Origin of the sequence: Bacillus sp. FSL W8-0848 (genome assembly GCF_038007805.1) — a bacterium.
Taxonomy (GTDB): domain Bacteria; phylum Bacillota; class Bacilli; order Bacillales; family Bacillaceae; genus Bacillus; species Bacillus glycinifermentans.
In genome coordinates, this window is sequence record NZ_JBBOYB010000001.1 from 1,039,812 (window position 1) to 1,063,959 (window position 24,148).

Annotated in this window: 20 protein-coding genes and 1 pseudogene; 17 read left to right on the forward strand and 4 right to left on the reverse strand. The window is 49.0% G+C overall.

The genetic code is table 11. From position 1 onward, the window contains the following. Position 1 precedes the first annotated feature (1 nt). Both NSQ39_RS05595 and NSQ39_RS05600 read left to right on the forward strand, forming a co-directional pair. Positions 2–1,021 (forward strand): zinc-binding alcohol dehydrogenase family protein, encoded by a 1,020-nt coding sequence (locus NSQ39_RS05595; protein ID WP_341014387.1) that lies wholly within the window; start codon positions 2–4, stop codon positions 1,019–1,021. Positions 1,022–1,055: 34 nt separating this feature from the next. Next, positions 1,056–2,330 (forward strand): MFS transporter, encoded by a 1,275-nt coding sequence (locus tag NSQ39_RS05600; protein ID WP_341014388.1) that lies wholly within the window; start codon positions 1,056–1,058, stop codon positions 2,328–2,330. A gap of 674 nt (positions 2,331–3,004) precedes the next feature. Here the strand turns inward: NSQ39_RS05600 and NSQ39_RS05605 are convergent. The 4 genes from NSQ39_RS05605 to NSQ39_RS05620 all read right to left on the reverse strand — a co-directional run bounded on the left by NSQ39_RS05605 (position 3,005) and on the right by NSQ39_RS05620 (position 5,668). Beyond that, on the reverse strand, positions 3,005–3,178 hold the full coding sequence (locus NSQ39_RS05605; protein WP_046131317.1) for a type II toxin-antitoxin system SpoIISB family antitoxin: 174 nt from the start codon (positions 3,176–3,178) through the stop codon (positions 3,005–3,007). Continuing rightward, the gene (locus NSQ39_RS05610) at positions 3,178–3,924 is read right to left on the reverse strand and encodes a type II toxin-antitoxin system SpoIISA family toxin (protein ID WP_046131131.1); all 747 of its coding nucleotides are present in this window, start codon (positions 3,922–3,924) and stop codon (positions 3,178–3,180) included. The genes NSQ39_RS05605 and NSQ39_RS05610 overlap by 1 nt, the downstream gene beginning before the upstream one ends. 115 nt (positions 3,925–4,039) lie before the next feature. Further along, on the reverse strand, positions 4,040–5,038 hold the full coding sequence (locus NSQ39_RS05615; RefSeq protein WP_046131130.1) for an inorganic phosphate transporter: 999 nt from the start codon (positions 5,036–5,038) through the stop codon (positions 4,040–4,042). Positions 5,039–5,050: 12 nt separating this feature from the next. Continuing rightward, positions 5,051–5,668, reverse strand: coding sequence for a DUF47 domain-containing protein (locus NSQ39_RS05620; RefSeq protein WP_006638544.1), 618 nt, complete (start codon positions 5,666–5,668; stop codon positions 5,051–5,053). 323 nt (positions 5,669–5,991) lie between these two features. Here NSQ39_RS05620 and ggt point away from each other — a divergent pair, with 323 nt between their 5' ends. The 15 genes and pseudogenes from ggt to NSQ39_RS05695 all read left to right on the forward strand — a co-directional run bounded on the left by ggt (position 5,992) and on the right by NSQ39_RS05695 (position 24,146). After that, complete coding sequence (gene ggt / locus NSQ39_RS05625) at positions 5,992–7,752, forward strand: gamma-glutamyltransferase (RefSeq protein WP_046131129.1); 1,761 nt, start codon at positions 5,992–5,994, stop codon at positions 7,750–7,752. A gap of 290 nt (positions 7,753–8,042) precedes the next feature. Continuing rightward, positions 8,043–9,065 (forward strand): sulfate ABC transporter substrate-binding protein, encoded by a 1,023-nt coding sequence (locus NSQ39_RS05630; RefSeq protein WP_175076309.1) that lies wholly within the window; start codon positions 8,043–8,045, stop codon positions 9,063–9,065. 90 nt (positions 9,066–9,155) lie between these two features. Next, entirely contained in the window at positions 9,156–9,920 is a 765-nt protein-coding gene (gene cysT, locus NSQ39_RS05635; RefSeq protein ID WP_231947481.1) for a sulfate ABC transporter permease subunit CysT, read from the forward strand. A gap of 23 nt (positions 9,921–9,943) precedes the next feature. Beyond that, on the forward strand, positions 9,944–10,789 hold the full coding sequence (gene cysW, locus NSQ39_RS05640; RefSeq protein WP_046131315.1) for a sulfate ABC transporter permease subunit CysW: 846 nt from the start codon (positions 9,944–9,946) through the stop codon (positions 10,787–10,789). Positions 10,790–10,795: 6 nt separating this feature from the next. Continuing rightward, entirely contained in the window at positions 10,796–11,863 is a 1,068-nt protein-coding gene (locus tag NSQ39_RS05645; RefSeq protein ID WP_175076308.1) for a sulfate/molybdate ABC transporter ATP-binding protein, read from the forward strand. Positions 11,864–12,003: 140 nt separating this feature from the next. After that, positions 12,004–12,633, forward strand: coding sequence for a YesL family protein (locus tag NSQ39_RS05650; RefSeq protein WP_175076307.1), 630 nt, complete (start codon positions 12,004–12,006; stop codon positions 12,631–12,633). 15 nt (positions 12,634–12,648) lie between these two features. Beyond that, the gene (locus tag NSQ39_RS05655; protein WP_236809703.1) at positions 12,649–13,656 is read left to right on the forward strand and encodes a cache domain-containing protein; all 1,008 of its coding nucleotides are present in this window, start codon (positions 12,649–12,651) and stop codon (positions 13,654–13,656) included. After that, positions 13,592–14,910, forward strand: a pseudogene (locus tag NSQ39_RS05660) (rhamnogalacturonan lyase); the annotation flags it as partial. The gene NSQ39_RS05655 and the pseudogene NSQ39_RS05660, both read left to right, overlap by 65 nt. Positions 14,911–15,054: 144 nt before the next feature. Continuing rightward, positions 15,055–15,810 carry an MBL fold metallo-hydrolase gene (locus tag NSQ39_RS05665; RefSeq protein WP_175076306.1) on the forward strand — a complete coding sequence of 252 codons (756 nt, stop codon included), beginning with the start codon at positions 15,055–15,057 and terminating at the stop codon, positions 15,808–15,810. Positions 15,811–15,880: 70 nt separating this feature from the next. Then, positions 15,881–16,051, forward strand: coding sequence for a hypothetical protein (locus NSQ39_RS05670; protein ID WP_175076305.1), 171 nt, complete (start codon positions 15,881–15,883; stop codon positions 16,049–16,051). Positions 16,052–16,148: 97 nt separating this feature from the next. Next, positions 16,149–16,793 carry a rhamnogalacturonan acetylesterase gene (locus tag NSQ39_RS05675; protein ID WP_175076304.1) on the forward strand — a complete coding sequence of 215 codons (645 nt, stop codon included), beginning with the start codon at positions 16,149–16,151 and terminating at the stop codon, positions 16,791–16,793. 2 nt (positions 16,794–16,795) lie between these two features. Then, a complete protein-coding gene (locus tag NSQ39_RS05680; RefSeq protein ID WP_175076303.1) occupies positions 16,796–18,784 on the forward strand; it encodes a beta-galactosidase in 1,989 nt (662 codons plus the stop codon). Positions 18,785–18,974: 190 nt separating this feature from the next. Further along, entirely contained in the window at positions 18,975–21,575 is a 2,601-nt protein-coding gene (locus NSQ39_RS05685) for an exo-rhamnogalacturonan lyase family protein (protein WP_335497142.1), read from the forward strand. Positions 21,576–21,641: 66 nt separating this feature from the next. Next, the gene (locus tag NSQ39_RS05690; protein WP_341016876.1) at positions 21,642–23,156 is read left to right on the forward strand and encodes an extracellular solute-binding protein; all 1,515 of its coding nucleotides are present in this window, start codon (positions 21,642–21,644) and stop codon (positions 23,154–23,156) included. Between the two features lie 36 nt (positions 23,157–23,192). Further along, complete coding sequence (locus tag NSQ39_RS05695; RefSeq protein WP_175076301.1) at positions 23,193–24,146, forward strand: ABC transporter permease; 954 nt, start codon at positions 23,193–23,195, stop codon at positions 24,144–24,146. The last annotated feature ends 2 nt before the right edge of the window (positions 24,147–24,148 follow it).

A 24,148-nucleotide genomic window follows, 5' to 3' on the forward strand; every position in this document is an offset into this window, starting at 1 on the left:
GATGAAACGAATCGTGTGTGAGGAGCCTTACCGCTTCAACATGACTGAAATAAAAGAGCCGGAGCCGAAGCCGGGGGAAGCGCTCGTCAACATCAAGCGCATCGGGGTATGCGGCACGGACTTTCACGCCTATTGCGGAAGGCAGCCGTTCTTTTCGTATCCAAGGGTGCTCGGTCATGAGCTGGCGGGCGAAATCGCCGAGATCCGCAATTCCCGAGGGTTGTTGAAGACCGGCGATCGGGTGACAGTCATTCCTTATTTGGAATGCGGCAATTGTGCCGCGTGCCGCAGCGGCCGCCCCAATTGCTGCATGAACCTTAATGTGCTCGGCGTCCACATTGACGGAGGAATGCAGGAGTATTTGGCAGTCCCTGCAGACCATTTGCTGAAAACGGATAATCTGACACACAGCGAAGCGGCTGTCGTCGAGTGTTTAAGCATCGGCGCCCACGCCGCAGAACGAGCGGATATTCGAAAAGGGGAGACGGTGCTGGTGATTGGAGCGGGGCCGATCGGCCTCGGCGTAATGAAATTTTCCAAATTGAAGGGGGCGAACGTGATCGCGATGGATCTGCGGGAAGACCGCCTGGCATTCAGCCGGATGTGGGCGGAAGCCGATGAAACCGTCGTCGCGGGTGAAAACGCGGCCGGAGAGATCAAGCGGTTGACAGCCGGCGATTTTCCCCAGGCGGTTTTTGACGCGACAGGCCATGCCGCTTCCATGAATGAGGCTTACAAGTACGCCGCTTACGGGGGACGCCTTGTCTATGTCGGGCTTGTCAATGACCGCCTGTCGATTCCGGACCCCGAGTTCCATAAAAGGGAGCTCGCGATTTTGTCCAGCCGCAATGCTTTGCGGAGCGATTTTGCGGCGGTCATTCGTGCCATTGAAAACGGTGCGGTTGACACAGAACGGTTTATTACAGGATACCTTCCATTCAGCGAAGTTGCCGGCGGCTTTGAAGCAGCGTTTGCACCGGAGGAAAATTCTGTGAAGATGATGATCAATCTGGCAGATTAACGTTTCATAAAAAAAGCGGAAAGAGGGGTTGCCCATGTTCTCAAACGGCAGGGGTTTTGTGCTTGTGATGCTCTTTTTAGCCGGAGTGATTAATTATTTGGATCGTTCGGCGCTGTCTGTCGCCGCCCCGTTCATTCAGGAAGACCTGCACATCAGTCCCGCCCAGATGGGGATGTTGTTCAGCAGCTTTTTCATTGGATATGCGATCTTTAATTTTATCGGGGGCTGGGCTTCTGACAAATACGGGGCAAAGCATACGTTGTCGGCGGCAATGGTTGTCTGGTCGGTGTTCAGCGGGTCCATTGCGCTTACGTACAACTTTGTGTCGCTCTTTATCATCCGCGTCATCTTCGGCATGGGAGAAGGTCCTCTTTCAGCAGCTACGAGCAAGGCGGTCAACAATTGGTTCCCGAAAAAAGAAAGGGCGAGGGCGCTCGGAATGGCCATGTGCGGAACGCCGCTCGGAGGGGCGGTGTCAGGGCCGATCGTCGGGCTGATTGCGATCCATTGGGGCTGGAAAGCTTCCTTTGTGCTGATTATGCTGATCGGTCTCATTTGGACTTGGTTTTGGATGAAGTTCATGAAAGACAAACCGGACGCATCTCAAAGTGCAGCCGCTGAGAAAGAGAGGAATTTGCAAAAGGGCGGCGGCATTCCGCTGTCCTTTTACTTAAAACAGCCGACCGTTCTTTTTACCGCGTTTGCTTTTTTCTCGTATAATTACGTTCTGTTTTTTTTCTTAACATGGTTTCCGAGCTATTTGACGACAGCCCGCGGGCTGAGCATCCACGATATGAGCATTGCGACTATCATTCCGTGGGTTGTCGGATTTATCGGTCTTGCATTGGGCGGATTTATTTCGGATTATATTTTCAGCATCATGGGCAAGCAGATGTTTTCTAGGAAAGCGGTTCTCGTCGTTTGCCTTTTGGCCGCGGCTGTATGTATAGGGTTTGCCGGAGTGGTGACGACGACGGCAGGAGCAGTTGCATTAGTCGCGCTATCGGTTTTCTTTTTGTATGTGACCGGGATTACCTACTGGGCGATCATTCAGGACATCGTTCATCCCGACCGTGTCGGAGGAGTCAGCGGATTCATGCATTTTCTCGCCAATACGTCAGGCATTATCGGTCCAACCGTCACGGGATTCATCGTAGAATACAGCGGGGCTTTTACGAGCGCATTTTTGCTGGCCGGGGGTCTTGCAGTGGCGGGATCGCTTTCTGTCGCCTTCTTTGTAAAACCGATCAAGGCTGATCGGCTGCCGCAATCCGTAACAGCAGATGAACAGGAGCATTCTTTGGGATAAAGGGGCACCGGGCTAAAGAGCGATGCTTGGAGCCCGATGTTTCTTTTTAGTTTTCATTGGAATGGTGAGGTACCCTGATGTTTCATTTCGCATCATGACATCAACCAGCATAGTCAAACCGGCATAGAGAACAGTCGCGGCCAATGAAAGTGGAATGATAAATATACTGATTATCGTGGTCAGGATTATTTTCACGTACTTGCTGCCTTTCTGTTTATAAAGGATCCCATATATTTCCGTGTTCGGACTAAAAGAAACCTAGCAATATATTTTTATATGATCTCCCCATTAAAATCGGATGGGTTAACGTCTGTAATACCTATATGCAATATTGAAATGTATAAAAAACAGCCAGTCGGCGGTACAATTTACCGCTAACCGGCTGTTTTGATAAAGGTGATTTATTTCCGTCTAGAAATACGAGTTTTATCCGAAGGGCTTTCAAAAAGATATCAACTCTTCTTTTTCCCTCTGTTTAACGCCTTGATCACCTTCTCGCTTCTTTTCCTGAGGAGGGCCGTATAGTCTGAGAGGCCAAATTTTGCAAAATCGACATGTTTCACATGCTTCTTTATTTTTTTCACACCATCACCCGATTGCAGTCATTTTGGTTTATTGTATGTAAGATCGGGGAAAACGGAATAAGGACGGGAGAAATTTCCCGTCCTCTCTTATCAGGCTTTTTTTCGTTTATACTCATCGATCAGCCGGGCATTTTGCCTGAAAATCCGTTCGGTGTGGGGGCTGACTTCGTATTTGGCGATGTGGGTTTTTGATTGCTTTTTGAATACTTTACATGTGCCGCGCCCCGTTGAACGGTCTTTGTCTTGCTGAAAAACCGGCTCCATCATTCGTCACCTTCCTCTTCGTTTGGTAGCAGAAGATCATAGATGCTGGTTAAAGAAGTAAACAGCAGATAATCAAACTCAGTGACAAGGTCCTCGGATGTCAGTTTCATCACATAGTCGTATTCATGAATCGAGAATGGAATCAGGACCATTTTTCCGTTTTCTTCGTAATACACGTCTTTCCGGTCCAGCTTTTCCTGAACAGCGAAACGGTTTTCCATATGTTCGAGCAAATGATCTTTGCTCTCTTGTGAATTATATTCGCATAGTGCGGCGGATATATTCATTTTTTCGGCAAACCGTTTGATGAGTTTTTCAATGCCTTCAGCGTAAGCTTCTATATCTCCATAGTAGATGTGGATCGGTTCGTTTTTCAATAGGTATTGGTACGTTTTGAGCCTGTTTTGATACGTGTGGAGCAGGTCGTTGTTTTCTTCAAGAAGCTCTCTTGTGTCTGTGGCCAATTCGTTCGTGCCGAGCTTTTTGAAGTAGGCGTTTAAGAAAATAAACGCATCAGTCAACGTAAAAAAGACGGCGACGATCAAGTAATGGAGCCAATTGCTGAAAATGGACTGCGGATCGTACGTCCAGTAAAGCGCGGCGCCGATCACATAAAGGAGATACCATGTTTTCCGGATTGCGATCGTTTTTTCTTTCATCTTTTTTTCAAAACGCCAGACGGCAAAAACGTACAAGGCTAAGGCGAGGACGATCACCCAGACTGAAAATTGATAAAAAAGCAGCATAGCTTGTTCCCTCTTCCCGAGAAAAAGTGCAATACTGCTTCTATACATATGAGGGAAATCTCTTAAACATGAAAACTCCCGCTAAAGATATTCTTTAGCGGGAGGCTCAAGTTGACTAAAAAAACAAATCCAGTATAAAGTAGGCAAACGCGCCGAGGGTTCCTGCAATCGGAAGGGTAATCACCCATGTGACGACCATTCGTTTGGCCGTGCCCCAGTTAACGCCTTTCACCCTGTGGGCGGAGCCGACTCCGAGAATAGATGAAGAAATAACGTGAGTCGTGCTGACAGGCAAGTGAATGACCGTGGCCCCAAAGATGATCGCAGCGCCCGTTAAGTCGGCGGAAACACCGTTGACAGGGCGGAGCTTCATGATTTTGCCGCCGACGGTTTTAATGATTTTCCAGCCGCCGACTGACGTTCCAAGCCCCATGGCCAAGGCGCATGCGAATTGCACCCAGAAAGGGACCTCGTGCGTGTTGTGCATGCCGCCGGCAATCAATGCCATCGTAATGATCCCCATCGATTTTTGGGCGTCGTTCGTTCCGTGTGTGTAGGATTGCAGCGCCGCTGTTGCGATTTGCACCCGGCGGAACTGCTTGTTCGTTTTGGCAAGGTTGCTGTTTTTAAATATGAGCTTGACGATGGTATAGATGATATATCCTACAACAAAGGCAAGAATCGGTGATAAAATAAGTGCTTCGATAATTTTAATAAATCCGCTGTATTTAATCGCGCCGAATCCTGCTGATGCGATGACAGCCCCGGCAATGGCCCCGATAATCGCGTGGGATGAGCTGCTCGGAATGCCGAAGTACCACGTCACGAGGTTCCATGTAATTCCGGCGATCAGAGCGGCGAGAATCACCAGTGATCCGTTGTGCAGTTTAAAAGGGTCGGCGATATCGCTCGTAATCGTTTTCGCGACGCCCGTAAACGTCATGGCGCCCACGAAGTTCATCACAGCTGCCATGATAATGGCATGCCTTGGTTTTAAAGCTTTTGTCGAAACCGAGGTGGCGATTGCATTTGCAGTATCGTGAAACCCGTTGATAAAGTCAAATGCCAAAGCAAAGATGACAATCAGTATGGTTAATACAAATAATAGATCCATTATAATCCCTCGTTACGCATTTTTCATTATGATGGTTTCCAGATTGTTTGCTACACTTTGGCACGAATCCGCGATTTCTTCAAGCGTTTCATAAATTTCCCGGTATTGAATGACTTTAATCGGATCCGTTTCCGTACCGAAAAGATTTTTTAATGATTTGCGGTGGAGATTATCGCAGTTGTGTTCGTATTCTTTAATTTTGATGGCGTGCGGCTGAATTTCTTTGAGACGGTTGTCCGCCATCAATTCGATCGTGATCAGGATTTCTTTTGCACATTCTCTGATATAGCCGCTGAATTTATCGATGTGTTCATCAGAAGACGTAATCGAAAAGATTTCCATCATTGCGGAGAAATGTTCGATGCCGTCGAGCACATCGTCAAGGCTGTTCGTCAGCTGAAGGATGTCTTCGCGCTCAATAGGCGTGATAAAAGCCTTATTCAGTTCCTTAATCATCGTATGTACATAGTTATCACCTTTTGTCTCATACTCTTTTAAGGTATCCGCGAATTCTTTAAGGGTCGTTTGATTCGTCACTTTATAGTTAACAAAATACTCGGCAGTTTCGTCTAAATTTTTTGCAATTTCCGTCAAAAGCACAGAAAACTTGTCTTTTTTTCTTTTTAACATTTGTAACCCTCCATTGTTTAAATGAGACAATGCACACATCAAAATATTATATAACTTTTTGTCGAAAAAAAACAGGTGCAGTCGAAAAAAACAATCAATTTTCAAGTGTGTCTATTTTTTGACAAAACGGTGAACGTAACAATGATGTGTTTCGTTATGAACTAGTCTGTTTGTCCTTTTATTTGATTATGCCTAAAGAATGATGATAAAACCATTTTTAAAACCGGGAAATTCGATTCAAAAAATATTGAAAATTATGATTCTTCTTTATTTTCAACTCAATTTCTTTTATAGTGGAAACAAACTGGAAAGGGAGTGAGCTGATGAGACGTTTTGCTTTCATTGTTTTGGTCTTTTGCTTAACGGTTGGTTGCTTTTTCAGTCCAGTTTCAAAAGCAGAAGGTGTAAGAGATGAAGGGGAAAAAGTTGCCGTAGGAACAGACGGAATGGTCGCAACAGCCCATCCGCTGGCGTCAAAAATCGGTGCCGATGTTTTGAAAAAAGGCGGAAATGCGATTGATGCGGCGATTGCGATTCAATTTGCCCTGAATGTCACAGAGCCGATGATGTCGGGACTCGGAGGCGGCGGGTTTATGATGGTATACGACGGCAAAACGAAGGAAACCTCGATCATCAACAGCCGTGAGCGGGCTCCCGCTGGCGCTACTCCGGATATGTTTTTGGACGAAGACGGAAAAGTCATCCCTTTTTCACAAAGGTCGACGCACGGAAATGCAGTCGGTGTGCCGGGTACGCTGAAGGGGCTTGAAGCTGCGCATAAAAAGTGGGGCACGAAAAAGATGAAGGACCTCATCAATCCTTCGATCAAGCTTGCCAAAGACGGGTTTCCAATCGATTCGGTACTGGCTGACGCGATTGATGAATATCAGGACAAGCTGAGCAAAACGGCAGCGAAAGAAATTTTTCTTCCTGACGGAAAACCATTGAAAGAGGGAGACATTCTCGTTCAAAAAGATTTGGCGAAAACGTTTACGTTGATTAAAAAAGAAGGGTCAAAAGCGTTTTATCAAGGAAAGATCGGTGAAGCGCTCGCAGGGGTCGTTCAGGATTTCGGGGGTTCGATGACGCCGGACGATCTGTCGCGCTATGAGGTAACGACCGACAAGCCGATCTGGGGAGAATATCACGGCTACGATATTGCGAGCATGCCTCCTCCGAGCTCAGGCGGAGTTTTCATGCTGCAAATGCTGAAGCTGATCGACGATTTTCATGTGTCCCAGTACGATCCGAAATCATTTGAAAAATATCATCTGCTGGCTGAAACGATGCACTTGTCATATGCCGACAGAGCGGCATACGCCGGAGATCCCGAGTTTGTCAATGTCCCGCTGAAAGGGCTCTTGAATGACGATTATATTAAGGAGCGGCAGAAGCTGATCAGCCTCGACTCGGTAAACCGTGAGGCGAAAGAGGGCGATCCGTGGAAATACGAATCAGGCGAGCCGAACTATTCGATCGTGAAGCAGCCTGACGATAAAACGGTCGGGGAAACGACACACTTTACCGTAACAGATCAATGGGGCAATGTCGTTTCTTATACGACGACGATTGAACAGCTCTTCGGAACGGGAATTATGGTGCCCGGCTACGGATTGTTCTTAAACAACGAGCTGACCGACTTTGATGCAGTTCCGGGCGGAGCCAATGAAGTGCAGCCGAATAAACGGCCGCTTTCCAGCATGACGCCGACGATTGTGTTTAAAGACGACAAACCTGTGCTTACCGTCGGTTCGCCTGGCGGAACGACGATCATCGCCTCGGTATTCCAGACGATCCTCAATTATTTTGAATACGGAATGAGCCTGCAGGATGCGATTGAAGAACCGCGAATTTACACGAACAGTCTCTCATCATACCGCTATGAAGAAGGGATGCCTGAGGATGTCAGGCTGAAGCTCAATGAGTTCGGTCATAAGTTTGGGACGAGTCCCGTGGACATCGGAAACGTGCAGAGCATTTTCATTGACCGGGAACACAAATCTTTCCTGGGCGTCGCCGATTCGAGCAGAAACGGGACGGCGGTCGGCGTCAATATTAAAAAGTCTGCAAAAGCTAAAAAATAGAATGTCAGAAGGTTTGATCCGGTTTATCTGCGGGTCAAACCTTTTTAATTTTGAAAGATTTCTTTAAAAATTAGTTGACTTGTAGGAATACTTTGAATATGATGAATGTAAATTTGAGCTAATAGATGCCGATCGGACAGCCGAAGGCCCTTGACATGTTTTCATGTCAGGGGCTTTTTTTATTGATCGGGAGCGCTAAAGGGGGGAGCCCGGGTTCGCATTTCGGAAAAGAAGAGTAGCGAAAACGCCTATATCAACATATAAAAATAACATTTAAAGGAGGGCAATTTATGAAACTGTTCAACATTTCTATACTGTTCATCGTTTTTACACTGATCGGAGCGGGCTGCTCAAGCGAAAATACCCAGTCTTCCGATTCGGGTTCTGTCGAGCTTTTGAATGTTTCGTATGATCCGACGAGGGAGCTTTATCAGGAATATAATCAGGCCTTTAAAGAGTATTGGAAAGAAAAGAGCGGCCAAGACGTGACCATCAAGCAGTCACACGGAGGATCAGGCAAACAGGGGCGCTCCATTATCGACGGATTGGAAGCCGATGTGGCCACACTTGCTCTCGCTTATGACATTGACAGCATCGCGGACAAAGGCCTTCTGTCAAAAAATTGGCAAAAAGAGCTTCCCGACAACTCAACCCCTTATACATCAACGATTGTTTTTCTTGTGAAAAAAGGCAATCCAAAGCAGATTAAAGACTGGGATGATCTGGTCAAGGACGGCGTATCAGTCATCACCCCGAATCCGAAAACATCGGGGGGCGCGAGGTGGAACTACCTCGCCGCATGGGCATATGCTGATAAGGTCTACAGCGGAGACGAGAAAAAAATAGAGTCGTATATGAAAGAGTTGTACGGCCATGTCGAGGTGTTGGATTCGGGAGCCCGCGGCGCGACGACGACATTTGTTGAAAGGGGCTTGGGCGACGTGCTGATCGCCTGGGAAAATGAGGCCTATCTCACGCTGCATGAGCTTGGAAAAGATAAGTTTGAGATCGTCTACCCTTCGATCAGCATATTGGCGGAGCCGCCAGTTGCGGTTGTTGATAAGGTTGCAAAACGGAAAGGGACTGAAAAAGCAGCGAAAGCATACCTGGAATATTTATATTCCGAAAAAGGCCAAGAGATTGCCGCCAAACATTACTACCGGCCTCGGGATAAAAAAGTGCTTCAAAAATATCAAAAGCAGTTTCCGCACGTAGAGCTGGTGAACGTAAATGACGGCTTCGGCGGCTGGAAAAAAGCCCAGGAAACGCATTTTAACGACGGAGGTTTGTTTGATCAATTGTATCAAAAGTAACGCAAGCTGGAGGTGTTCACAATCAAAACAGCAGGTGCGACAAGAAGAAAAAACATATTTCCCGGTTTTGGAATCAGCTTAGGCATTACGATGGCCTATCTCGGCATCATCGTCCTGATTCCGTTAACGATGGTATTTATGAAAACAGCCTCAATGGGGTTTCTCGACTTTTGGCAGGCGGTCGCCGAACCGAGAGTTCTCGCCTCGATCCGGCTTACGGTTATGACCGCTTTGGCGGCCGCCCTTGTCAATGCCGTATTCGGCCTGTTAATCGCCTGGGTGCTGACCCGCTATACCTTTCCCGGAAAAAAGCTGCTTGACGGGCTTGTCGACCTTCCGTTTGCGCTGCCGACCGCGGTCGCGGGAATTGCGCTTACATCGCTCTACTCGCCAAACGGATGGATCGGACAATTTTTGCACATAAAAGTCGCTTTTACGCCGCTTGGCATCATCATCGCCCTGGTGTTTATCGGCCTTCCTTTTATCGTGAGGACGGTTCAGCCGGTGATCGAGAACATCGAGAAAGAAATCGAGGAAGCATCGGCCATTCTCGGGGCGGCTCCGCGGCAGACTTTTTGGAAGGTGATTTTTCCCCAGCTGCTGCCTTCTGTAATCACAGGGTTTTCTTTGGCGTTTGCCAGGTCCCTCGGCGAATATGGCTCAGTCGTTTTTATCGCCGGCAATATTCCGTACAAAACGGAAATTGCGCCGCTGATTATCATGACAAAGCTTGAGCAATACGATTACAGCGGGGCAACGGCTGTTGCCTGTGTTATGCTGATGATTTCGTTTTTATTGCTGTTGATGATCAATCTGTTTCAATGGCGTGTATCAAAGCGGTGGGTAAGGAGTTGACAAAATTGAACGCACAGACGCATATGCAAAACGCAAGTCAAACGAGTCCATCTTCAGGCGCGAAAACGGTGCGGGCGTTCTCCATCGCCATCGTCTATCTGTTTTTATCCGTCTTTTTGCTCATGCCTCTTGCCGCCATTTTTATTAAGGCTTTTGAAAAAGGAGCGGATGTGTATTTCGCATCGATTTCAGATCCGGGCGCTTTGGCGGCCATCAGGCTGACGCTGCTTGTGCTGGCGATAACAGTGCCGCTTTCTGCCGTATTCGGCATCGCAGCCGCCTGGCTTGTCACAAAATACGATTTTAAAGGGAAAAACATTCTTGTCACATTGCTCGATTTGCCTTTTGCGGTTTCGCCCGTGATCGCCGGCCTTGTTTTCGTTCTTCTGTTTGGCACAACAGGGCTGTTCGGTCCGTGGCTGATTGACCACGGCATCAAAATTGTCTACGCTCTGCCTGGAATCGTGCTGGCGACATTGTTCGTGACGCTTCCGTTTGTTGCGCGCGAACTGATCCCTTTCATGCAAAGCCAGGGATCGGCTGAGGAGGAGGCATCGCTGACCCTCGGGGCGGGGGGCTGGAAAACCTTTTGGTACATCACATTGCCGAACATCAAATGGGCCCTCTTATACGGCGTGATTTTATGCGGGGCGAGGGCGATCGGCGAATTTGGCGCCGTCTCCGTCGTTTCCGGTCATATTAGAGGAGAGACGAATACCATGCCTCTCCACATCGAAATTTTATATAACGAATACCAATTTTCAGCCGCGTTTGCCGTCGCTTCATTAATGTCCATCCTGGCATTAATTACGCTGGTGCTGAAGAACATACTCGAAAAAAAGACAAAAACGGCAGGAAAAGGAGCTTAGGTAACAATGGGTATATCAATCAAAAATGTTTCCAAATCGTATGGTGAATTTCATGGGTTAAAAGATATCAATCTTGAAATCAAAAAAGGGGAGCTGATCTCCTTGTTGGGGCCGTCCGGATCGGGGAAAACGACGCTGCTCAGGATCATCGCCGGGCTTGAACAAGCTGATCGGGGAAACATTTTGTTTGAGGGGGCTGATCAGACAAACGTACATGTGAAAAACCGCAATGTCGGCTTTGTTTTTCAGCATTACGCCCTTTTTCGCAATATGACCGTTTTTGAAAATGTGGCCTATGGACTGAAAGTTCGTCCACGGAAAGAAAGGCTTTCGAAAAAAGAAATCAAGCAAAAGGTCGATGAGCTGCTGAACATCGTCAGGCTGAAAGAATTTGGCGAACGGTATCCTTCCCAGCTTTCAGGCGGGCAGAGGCAAAGGGTGGCTCTCGCCCGCGCCCTTGCCGTCAATCCCCAGGTGCTCCTTCTTGATGAACCGTTCGGCGCCCTTGATGCAAAGGTGAGAAAAGAACTGCGCCGCTGGCTCAGAAAAGTGCACGACGAGTTTCATATTACGAGCGTTTTTGTCACCCATGATCAGGAGGAAGCGCTTGACATCTCAGACCGCGTCGTGATTATGAACAACGGAAGGATCGAGCAAGTCGGCACGCCTGAGGCCGTGTATGAAATGCCGGAGAACCCGTTCGTGTACGATTTTCTCGGTACGGTCAACCAATTCAAAGGCCGGCTTGACAGCGGATATATTTACGATGGGAATTTCAAGTTTGAGTTGCCGGGAGATGTGAAAACCGTAAAGACTGCTGCCAATGGTATCGGGTTTGCCAGGCCGCACCACTTTATTGTCGAAAAAACGCCGGACCATGACAGCGGAATTCATTGTAAGGCGGAACACATCCGCGCAATCGGGTCGACGGTTCAGCTTGAGCTGAGGAGAACCGATACAGGGGATATCATTGAAATCGAATTAACGAAAGACGATTTTTTGAAGCTGCAAATCAAAGTAGGCGAGGATTTGTACGTCCGGCCTAAGCAGCTGAAAGTCTTTTGTTCATCGTAAAAACGGGTGATGGGAGCTTTTAGCTCCCATTTTTCGTCATTCAGAAAGAAGGATTTATCAAACAGGAAGCGAAATATACAAAATCAGACTCTGTTCCACAAAATGTAAGCGTTTTCTACAAAAGGGGAGGGTTATTTATTATGATTCACGTGTTGTCGAACGGATTTTACCGCTTTTCCGAGTGGGTGATGAGGCTTGCGCTTCTGAATATGCTGTGGATCGGTTTTTCAGCTGCGGGATTGATCGTATTCGGGCTTGCTCCGGCGACTTGCGCCATGTTTGCCGTGACGAGAAAATGGGCGATGGGCAATACGGATATCCCCGTTTTTCAGACGTTTTATATAGAATTTAAAAAAGGGTGGGGGAGATCGGTCATACTCGGTCTGATCCTGTCCCTTACCGCTCTTTTATTGTACGTCGATTTTCGAATCGCCGCCGTCTATCTTCTCGATCAGCCTGCCGTTATAAGCTTATTCATCAGCCTTTTTATCATATATGCCATCATCCTCTCCTACATTTTCCCGATCTATGTCCACTATGAGATGAACCAGATCGAAGCGCTGAAATACAGCTTCATGATCGGTTTTGCCCGCCCGCTCGTCTCTTTTTTGATGATCGTAAGTGCGATCGGCTTCGTGCTGCTCACCTTATTTCATGTCACATGTCTCTTGTTTTTCAGCGGCAGCGCTTTAAGCCTCGTATTGACAAAACTGGCGTTTCGCGCTTTCCGCGCGCTTGACGTCCGCCATGAGACCTTCATGCGCGAATGAAGGTGCTAACGTCCAGTGAACAGGTTTCAGCATTTAAAAATTAAAGATCAGTTGTTTATCCTCATTTCCTTTATCATGGCGATTTCGCTGATTTTGATGTTGGGCGGCGTTCAGTACGCTTTCCGCATGTATGATCAGCAAATTTACCGGAAATCGTCGCAAGTTTTGATGATGTCGTCAAAGAGCATTGAAGATGAGCTGAAAAAGATCGAAGACGTGTCATATCAAATCGCGACAGATCAAAACATTCAAACGAACCTCTTAAAAGCGGGACATGACCAGAACAAATACGGCCGCTACCGGATCAAACGGGAGATTTGGGATCAGCTTGCCGAATATACGGGATCAAAGCGGTACATCAAGTCGATCCATTTAGTCGACGCATTTGGAACGGAATACTCGGCCGGGGCAAACTCCTCTGAAGCGTTAAAACGGCAAATCAGCAGATTGACAAAGCAAGCGGCCCGCATGAAAGGGGGAAACGTATGGGTGACAAAGCCCGGCGCAAACGGCGAGCTTTTATCAGTCAGGGAAATCCGGTCGTACAAACAGCTGAATCTTGACCATCTGGGAATCGTATTGATCGTGGCGGACTTAAAAGGCATTGTCGGCGATCTCCCGAAGGATTGGGAGGAAGGCGCTGGCAAGGTTGCCATGTCGGATGGACGGCACACCTTTTTTTCGGACAGCCCTTTACAAAAAATCGACCCGCCCCGTTTATCTTCCCATGTTCAAAACGGATATACAATCGTGAAGAATAACGGCAGCCGCTTTTTTATGTCATATGTCACATCACCCTATGAAAATTGGACATACTGGAGCCTGATTCCCTTTGATGCGATGTTTTCCAAAATCTCTGCGATGAAAGCTATACTCATCTCCCTTTTTATTCTCTTCTTTTTGACAGCCGTCCTGTTCGGCAGAAAAATCGCCAGAGGCTTGACAAGCCCGATCGAAATGGAGGATCAACCTCGGCAAAAATATCCGTGCAGGCGCTCATTACACCCAGTTTATGGTCTATGACCTCGACGGCGACGGAAAAGCGGAAATCGCCATGAAAACGGCTGATGGAACGATTGACGGGACAGGACGGGTCATCGGCGACAAATCTGCCGATTACCGGAATGAAAAAGGCAGAATTTTAACAGGCCCTGAATACTTGTCCGTTTTTCATGGGGAAACGGGCCGGGAACTTGCGACTGTTGATTACGACCCGCCGCGCGGCAGGCTCGAAGACTGGGGAGACGGTTACGGCAACCGCATGGACCGGTTTCTCGCAGGCATCGCCTATTTGGATGGAGAACGGCCGAGCCTCGTGATGGCGCGGGGGTATTACACGAGAACGGTGCTTGTCGCCTACAACTTCCGCGGCGGCGGGCTTTCGAAGCTTTGGACGTTTGACAGCAACAATCCCGGATACGCCGGTTATGCCGGACAGGGGAATCACAGCCTGAGCGTCGCGGATGTCGATGGTGACGGGAAGGATGAGATCATTTACGGCGCGATGGCCGTCGATCACGACGGCAAGGGCCTTTATACGACAGGGCTTGGGCACGGAGATGCGATGCATCTCAGCGACCTTGATCCCGACCGGTGCGGCCTCGAAGTGTTTCAGGTGCATGAAGATCCGGGCTTGCCGTACGGCCTTTCATTTCGCGATGCAGGGACAGGAGAGGTGCTGTGGGGCGTCCCCGCTGATACAGATGTCGGCCGGGGAATGGCGGCGCACATCGATCCCCGTTATAAAGGCGCTCTCGTCTGGGCGATCGATCCTCCGGGGAATCGGGGGAATTCGTACGGCCTTTACACGAATAAGGGAGAAAAAATCAGCGATGCGGCTCCGGCTTCTGCCAACTTTGCGATCTGGTGGGACGGCGATCTGCTTCGCGAATTGCTGGACCATGATTGGAAAGAGCCGGATGGCGTTCCTAAAATCGATAAGTGGGATTATCATAACGGAAGACTGATCAATCTGCTGACTGCTAAAGGGTCCTTTCGAACAATTGGACGAAAGGCACGCCTGTTCTTCAAGCGAATATTTTCGGCGATTGGCGGGAAGAGGTGATCTTCAGGACGGCAAACAGCGATGCCCTGAGAATTTATACGACGACTGAACTGACTGAGCACCGTTTTTATACGCTCATGCACGATCCCGTCTACCGTTTAGGCGTCGCCTGGCAGAATGTCGCCTACAACCAGCCGCCGCATCCCGGATTTTATTTAGGGACGGGGATGAAAAAGCCGCCCCGTCCGAATATTTATACGGTGTCAATATAAGTAAAAAAAAATTTAAAATAATATTGACAATATATAAAATGTGTGATATAATTATTTATTTATCGACAAATGTATTATCCGCTATTATGCTTGTTGATGTACAGAAAGCCTGTGTACCAGTCTTTAGTAAGGAGCGGATGATCGATGAGAATGTCAGACGGTTTGGAAATGCTTGAAATAGGCGGAGAGGCTTTTGGACAGCAGATGATGCTGAATCCCGTGCTTGTATGGGATGAAGAAGCGGCCGTTTTAATCGACACCGGCATGCCGGGGCAATTTGAACAAATCAAGCGGGAGATAGAGAAGGCGGGAGTCCCGATCAGCAGCCTTCAGGCGGTGATTTTGACGCACCAGGATATCGATCACATCGGCAATCTTCCCGATTTATTACGGGAAGCCGGCGGCCGGGCAAAAAGCTATGCCCATAAGCTGGAAAAGCCGTACATTGAGGGCGAGCGTCCACTCATGAAAACAGATCCGAAGCATATGGATGAGGAAACGAAAAAAGCGATGCCGCGAGCGTTGCTGGCCATTTTAGAACATCCGCCGAAAGCGAAAATCGACCGGGAGCTGGAAGACGGAATGGAACTGCCGTTTTGCGGCGGCATTCGGGTGATCGCCACACCTGGTCATACCCCAGGCCACATCAGCCTCTATTTGAAGAAAAGCAAAACGTTAATCACAGGCGATGCACTCGTTTGCTCAGAAGGCGTTTTGCAGCCGCCCGTTCCCCGGGTCACGCCCGATATGAAGCAGGCACTTAAGTCTCTTGAGAAATTTTTAGATTGCGATATTGACAGGGGGATCTGCTATCACGGCGGTATTTCAGAAGGCGATCCGAAGGAGCGGATCAGGGAAATCATCGCTGAAGACAAATTTGTAACATATCGGCAAAAATAGGTGCGATACCGGAGGCGTCGGGCGAATCCCGATGCTTTTTCAAAAACAAAAAAGTATGAGTTCCCATAAAATGAAAAAAAGCGATTGCAATACGAGCCGGAAAGAGGTGACAAATCTGGATTTTCAGGCAAACGGAACACGCTATACCGATATGGTGTACAGCTGCTGCAGGAATTCGGGGTTTAAGCTTCCTGCCGCGGCGGCAATCATGGCCGCTCGAAAACGCAGAAACGCTGCTTAGAAAAACTTCAGGATCTGCTTAAAAAACGTTCGGCAACCCCGCTGACAACCGAGGACAGAATTGAAAAAATTTTATCGTGAAAAGGAGTGTCCTGATCGTGTCAACCACTATATATTTGGCTGGAGATTCGACTGTGCAGAACTACAAAGCGGATTCACCCCAAGGAGGGTGGGGGGAATTTCTGCAGCTCTATGTGTCGGAAGATGTTCAGGTGATCAATCGGGCGATCGGAGGCAGAAGTTCAAAAACCTTTGTCGAAGAGGGAAGGCTTGCTTCGATTTTGGATGTCATCAAAAAAGGCGACTGGCTGTTTGTTCAAATGGGCCACAACGATTCGTCAAAGGACAAACCCGAACGCTACACAGAGCCGTATACGACATACAAACAGTACTTAAAAATGTATGTCGACGGGGCGCGCCAGAAAGAAGCCGTACCTCTTCTCATCACCCCGGTGGCAAGGCTTCATTACAAGGATGGCGTGTTTTTAAACGATTTCCCCGATTATTGCATCGCCATGAAGCAAGTCGCAGCCGAAGAAGACGTTCTGTTAATAGACCTGATGGATAGAAGTCTTCAGCATTTTTCGGAAAAAGGCTATAGTGAGATTTTTAAATATTTCATGATTTCGGAAAATATAAATGACTACACTCATTTTACAAAAAAAGGCGCCCGGGAAATGGCAAAACTCGTCTCAGCCGGTATTGAAGAGCTCGGACTGCCGCTCGTTAAAGAGACGGTGTGAGTATGAAAAAACTGTATCACGGCGCCTGCTTCTATCCTGAATTATGGAATGAAGCCGTTCTTGAAGAAGATATCAAAAAGATGAAAGAAGCGGGGATCAATGTCGTAAGGATCGGCGAGTTTGCCTGGTCGAAAATGGAGCCTGAAGAAGGGAAGTTTGACATCGGCTTTTTTGTCGATGTGATTCTGAAGCTTGCCTCCCATCAGATTGAAACCGTGATGTGCACGCCGACGGCGACTCCGCCGATCTGGCTGACCCACGGCCATCCCGAAAGGATGTATGTCAACGAAAGAGGCGAAACGATGGGCCACGGTTCAAGGCAGCATGTCTGTACGAACCATCCGTATTTCAGGGAGCGGGCCAGGCTGATCACCGAACAAATCGCACAAAAAACCGGCAGGCTGCCCGGACTTGCCGCCTGGCAGCTCGACAATGAATTCAAATGCCATGTCAGCGAATGCATGTGTCAGACGTGCAAAACGCTGTGGCACAAATGGCTCAGGGAGAAATATCAGTCGATTGACAGTCTGAATGAAGCGTGGGGAGCCGATGTATGGAGCGAGACGTACCAACGCTTCGAACAAATTCCGCAGCCCGGCGCGACGCCGTTTTTGCATCATTCCTCTTTAAGGACGATGTATCAGCAGTTTTCCATGGAAAAGATCGCCGAATTTGCCCGCGAACAAGCGGCTGTGATCAGAGCCTATTCAGATGCACCGATCACCCATAACAGCAGCGTCATGTTCGGCGTGAACAATGAAGAGCTGTTCAGCGATCTTGATTTTGCATCATTTGATACGTACGCCTCCCAAGAAAACAGTGCAGCTTTTTTGTTCAACTGTGACTTATGGAGAAACATCAAAAAAGGGCGGCCGTTTTGGATTATGGAAACAAGCCCTTCCTACAGCGCTTCGCTCGAAAGCTATGCAGCGCCTCATGAAGACGGCTATTTGAAGGCTGAAGCCGTATCTTCCTACGCCTTGGGCGGCGCGGCTTTTTGCTATTGGCTGTGGCGGCAGCAAAGAGCGGGATCAGAGCAGCCGCACGGGTCCGTCCTCAGCGCATGGGGCGAACCTGACGTGGGATATGCGAATGTGCTTGAAGTCGAGCGTGCCAGAAAAGAGATTGAGCCTGTCATGCTTTCGACCGCTCCCGTTCAAGCTGAAGCTGCCGTCGTCTACTCGGACCGGGCGAAAGCATTTTTAAAAACCGAGCCCCATCGAGGGCTCAATTACAGGTCGCTGATCACCGGATTTTATGAACGATTTGTATCATTGGGCATCCACAGGGACGTTATTTTCGAAGAAAGCGCACTTGACGGCTATAAGCTCTTGTTTACCCCGTTTCTTCATTACATGCCGCAGGAATTGATCGAAAAAGCGTCGGCATTCGCGGAAAACGGCGGCATTTGGGTAGCCGGGCCTTTGACTGGCGGGAGGACAAAACACCATACGATCCATACGGACTGCGGGCTGGGGCCTTTAGAAACATGCGCCGGCGTCAAAACGCTTTATACGTTTCCGATGGACGAACGGCGCGCGGTAGGAAGCGCTTTTGGCGTAAAGGCTCCGCTAAGCCTCTGGAGCGCCGTTTTTGAAGCCCGTCCATCCGAAGCGCTTGGCATCATCGAACAAGGCCCCGCATCAGGGAAGGCTTTTATCACCGAGCATAAACAGGGAAAAGGAAAAATCGTCATGCTCGGTTCAATGCCGGCTGGAGAAGCGGGAGACGTGATGCTGAAGAGGCTGATCAGCCATTACGCCGAAGAAGCCGGCATCACCATGAAAACGGATGTGACGCCGGGCACGATCGTCGCCCCGCGGACAGGACCGGACGGCATCGTCTGGGTGATGATCAATATGGACGGCAAAGGGGGAGAAGTTACCCTTCATAAGGACGCCGTCGACCTGATCGCGAATAAAAGGGAAGCAGCGGGACGCCTGATGATCGGACCGTATCAATACCGCATCATCCTGTTTCCGGACATGTAAGTCATCGGCGATTGCCGGTGGCTTTTTTTTGCGGGCATTGCAGCGGCAAAACAAAGACGGGACGGCAAAAAAGGAGAAAACGTTGTCTTCTGTCAACAAGTGCCGCTGCAAAAACGGATGATTGACGGAAAGGCCGCCTGATGCGGAAAATCAGGCTGATCGATGCAAAACGAAAGGAGGAGCGCTTCTGATGACACAGGCTGAATTAAAATGGCTGAAATCGCCTCCCGCTGTCAAACGCGGTGTAACATGGGGAGTTCCTTGGAAAAAAGGCGTGCTGCAAAAGGAAGAACAGCTTTCAATTGCTGCACCGGGCGGTTCCGCGCCGTTTTTGCAAAGCTGGCCGCTGGCGTACTGGCCTGACGGGTCTGTAAAGTGGACCGGGCATGCAGCGGTTTTTGAGGGACGGTGCGCTGACCGTTTTATCCTGCAAAAAGGAGGACAAAAAGCGCCTGTAAGGAGTCTTCAAGTGGCGGAGGCAGAAAACGGGATCACCGTGAATACAGGTTTACTTGTCTGCTGCTTTAACAAAACGGGTTCACCATTGATCAGCTCGATTTCAGTTTCGGGTGAAACATTTGGCGCCGGCCGGCTCATCGCTTTTAAAGAAAGGAGGGGCGGCACACCATCAGAGAAAATCCATCGTATTGAACGATTTGAAGGTGTGATCAAGAGTGCGTCAGTCGAACAAAACGGCCCGGTGAAGGCGGTCATTAAGACAGAGGGGGTTCACTGCGGAAGCTCCGGAAATGAGTGGCTGCCATTTATCATCAGATTCATTTTTTATGCGGGAAGTGCGTCCATCAGGATCATGTACACGATCTTGATCGATTGTGATGCGAAACGCGAATGGGTGAAAGGTATCGGTCTTGAGTTTTCCGCGAAGTTCAGCGGGGCGCCGTGGAACCGGCATATCCGCTTTGCCGCTGACAGCGGAATTTACGGAGAAGCCGCCCAATTGCTTTTGACGAGACGGTTTGGCGAGGGAAACGGCATTTACGAAAAGCAGATCGCGGGGGAGCTCATCACGGAAAATGCCGATACATCTGCAGTGATCCGTGATGCATCAACAAACGCGGTTTGGAATGACTATAAGCTTATTCACGATTCGCCCACTCATTACAGATTGCAAAAACGGACTGGCGAAGATTGCGCATGGGTGTCCGCCATCCATGGAAGACGAGCGAAAGGGCTGATGTATGCGGGAGGCGAAAGCGGGGGAATGGCTCTAGGGCTAAAGAATTTTTTTGAAAAGTATCCGTCATCTCTTGAGGTATCGGGCCTCGGCTCCACAGAAACGAAAATGACCGCATGGTTTTGGCCTCCTGAGGCAGAGGCGATGGATTTCCGCCATTATTCAAAGAGCACCCATGTCGAAAGCGCCTATGAAGGGTTCGCGGAAATGCGCTCGACAGCCGTCGGAATCGCCAATACGAGCGAAGCCAACATTGCCTTTTTTACAAAACCGCCGAGCGGCGCAGAGCTCACAGCATTGGCTGGCGAATGGCAGCATCCGCCGCTTTTGGTCTGTGAACCGGACTATTATTATAAAACCCGCGCCCTTGGTGTATGGAGCGCGGTAGACACGAGCCATCCCTTTAAAGCAAAGCTTGAAGAACAGCTAAATGCGGCTTTTTCCTTTTACAAAAATGAAGTTGACCAGCGCGGCTGGTACGGATTTTGGCATTTTGGCGATGTCATGCACACGTATGACCCCGTCCGCCATGTGTGGCGCTATGACCTCGGCGGCTATGCCTGGCAAAATACAGAGCTCGTCCCGAATTTGTGGCTTTGGCAGATGTTTTTCAGATCGGGAAGGGAGGACGTGTTCAGAATGGCAGAAGCGATGACCCGCCATACGAGCGAAGTCGACTGCTATCATTTCGGCGAATATAAAGGGCTGGGGTCAAGGCACAATGTCGTCCATTGGGGCTGCGGTTGCAAGGAAGCGAGAATCAGCATGGCCGGGCTGCATAAAGCCTACTACTTTTTGACCGCGGATGAACGGACGGGCGACATTTTAACAGAAGTAAAGGATGCCGACCAGGCATTAAAGACGCTGGACCCGATGAGGGCGTATTATCCGAACGGCACAGCCACGCACGCGAGGGTCGGCCCCGATTGGGCGGCATTCTGCTCCAATTGGCTGACAGAATGGGAACGAACGGGTGATCAGGCCTACCTGGCGAAAATCCAAAAAGGAATCGCCCAGCTTAAAACAATGCCGCTTCGCCTGCTGTCAGGTCCGTCGTTTGAATATGAACCTGCGAGCGCGAAGCTGATTCATATCGGAGACGGGAACGAAGGAGGCTACCACATGGTGATCGCCTTTGGCGCTCCGCAAGTATGGATGGAGCTGGCCGGGCTTTTAGAGGACGAAGAATGGTGTGACATGCTGGCTGAATTCGGTGAATGTTATGTGCTGAGCGATGAAGAAAAGCGAAGCATGTCGGGCGGAACGCTTCATGACGGGCTGTTTCACTGGCCGATGTTTTCCGCCGCGATGGTCGCCTATGCGGCAAAACGGCGGAACGACCGGAGGCTTGCCGAAAAAGCGTGGGGACTTTTGCTCGATGAAACAAAGAGCCATACTCCGCTTCCTGTTGCTGTAAGAAAGACGAATACATGGGATTCGCTCTATGAAATTCCGTGGGTTACGACCAACTGCATATCGCAATGGTGTTTAAACACGATCGCCGTGCTTGAACTGCTGGGTGATATGCTGCCCGAATGCAGCCTTCAAGAAAAGATCATGCCGGCAAATAAAGGACAAAAAGAGTGCAAAAAATGAAGCTTGCCGGAAAATTGAAAGCGTTTTACATTTAGGAGAAAATCAAAGGGGGAATCGCAGATGCTGATGCCGAAAAACGTGAAAAAATGGCTTGCCGCACCGGCAGTCTGTTTATTTATCATGGGGGGCAGCGCAAATGAAACGTCTCATCAACAGGAAAAGGACGGACAAAAAAACGAAATCCGCATTATGGCTCCGCTTCTATCGCCGGAAAGCCCGGGGGAAAACAGCCCTTCGCTAAAAGCGCTCGAAACGTATACGAAAAAGCAAATCAGTGTGACATGGGTTCCGAACTCTTCCTACAACGACAAATTTAACATCATTATGGCTTCAGGCGATTTGCCGCATGCCATCGTTGTGGCGGACAAGTCGCCGGGGTTCATTAAATCGGTCAAAGCAGGAGCATTTTGGGAGCTTTCTCCATACTTAAAGGATTACAAAAACTTAAGCCGGGCAGACAAAAAGGTTATGAAAAACAGCTCGATAAACGGGGAGGTCTACGGCATATACAGAGCAAGGGATCTGATCCGCGCCTCGATCATCATCAGAACCGACTGGCTGGATAACGTCGGGCTTGATATGCCGAAAACGATCGACGATTTTTACGAAGTCCTGAAAGCGTTCAAAGAAAAAGACCCTGACAAAAACGGCAAAGACGACACGTACGGAATGGTGGTGCCGAAATGGATGGGGCTTGGCAACGGAAGTCCGTGGGATATTATGCAGACGTGGTTCGGAGCGCCGAACCGTTACGGAGTCAATGAGAATGGCGAGCTTGTTCCCGATTTTACGACGGACGAGTATATGGAGGCGCTCTTCTTCTTTAAAAAGCTTTACGATGAACGGCTGATCAACCGGGATTTTGCCGTGATGGATTCGGCGAAGTGGAACGATCCGGTTGTGAAGGGAAAGGCGGGCGTGATCGTTGATACAGGTTCGCGTGCTTCACAAATCCAGAGCGCTTTAGAGGAAAAGGATTCCGGAAACAAAGATGTGATCGACGTCATCGGAAGCGTAGAAGGGCCGAAGGGAACCTATACATTCCCTACCTCAGGATATGCGGGAATGATCGCGATTCCGAAAGCGAGCGTCAAAACGGAAAAAGAATTGAAGGAGGTGCTCGAGTTTCTCGACAACATGAATGACAAGCAAGCCCAGATCATCGCCAATAACGGGGTGGAAGGGCGGAATTACAAGCTTGAAAACGGCGCATTTACATCCCTTGAAAGAAACAACAAAAAACTGCTTTATGAGCATGAGGGACTCGCACAGTTCAGCATGGGGATTCCCGAGCAAAGGTATTATATCGAAGAGCAAAGGTCCAAGCTGTTCAAGCACAGGCAGAAAGTCATGAAAGAAGGCGAAAAAATAGCCGTGTTCAACCCGGCTGAATCGCTCGTATCTGATGTATATACGCAAAAAGGGGCACAGCTCGACAACATCATCCTTGACGCGAAAACGCAGTTTATCATTGGTGACATCGATGAAAAAGGCTTTAAGGATGCCGTGGAACTCTGGTATAAAAGCGGCGGGGAGGACCTGATGAAAGAGCTGAATCAATTGTATCAAAAGTCGAAATAGCGCTGTTCACCAGTACATCGAAAGGGGGTGCGGCAGATGGAAATCGCCGCCAAAACGGAGAGAGCCGCCGTCAAAACGAAAAGGAAAACGAATTGGCTGACCGCCATAAAACGCGACAAATGGCTGTATCTTTTGCTCGTTCCCGGTGTGTTATATTTTCTCATTTTCAAATACTGGCCGATGTGGGGCGTATTGATCGCCTTTAAGGATTATTCGCCGTATCTCGGCTTCTGGCAAAGCGAATGGGTCGGTTTCGAGTATTTTAAAGACTTTTTTATGAATCCCGATTTTTTCAGGCTGCTGCGCAATACGCTCATGCTCGCCGCTCTCGATTTGATTTTTGCATTTCCGGCGCCGCTCATCCTTGCCCTCCTGCTGAATGAGCTGAGGCACGCCATTTACAAAAGGTGCATTCAGACGCTGATCTATGTCCCGCATTTTGTCTCGTGGACGATCGTCGCAAGCATCACCTTTGTCTTCTTTACGGTCGACACCGGTGTGATCAATAAACTCATCGAAGGGATAACGGGGGGAGAGATTTCTTTTCTCTCAGACCCTGAATGGTTCAGGCCGCTGATCGTGATGCAGAGCATATGGAAGGAAACGGGCTGGGGCACGATTTTGTTTTTGGCCGCGCTTGCTTCGGTTGATCAGGAGCAGTATGAAGCTGCCGTGATGGACGGGGCGGGCCGCTTCAGAAGATTGTGGCATATTACGCTTCCTGCGATCAGAAGCACGGTCGTCGTCCTGCTTATTCTTAGAATCGGCAGCTTTTTGAACATCGGCTTTGAACAGATTTTTTTAATGACCAACTCCTTGAACAGAAGCGTGGCAGAGATTTTTGACACGTATGTCTACGTTGTCGGGATCACGCAGGGCGCCTACAGCTACAGTACGGCAGTCGGGCTTTTCAAATCGGTGGTCGGCGTCATCCTGATTTTCGGGGCGAACTATATTGCGAAAAAATTTGACCAGGACGGTCTGTTTTAAAA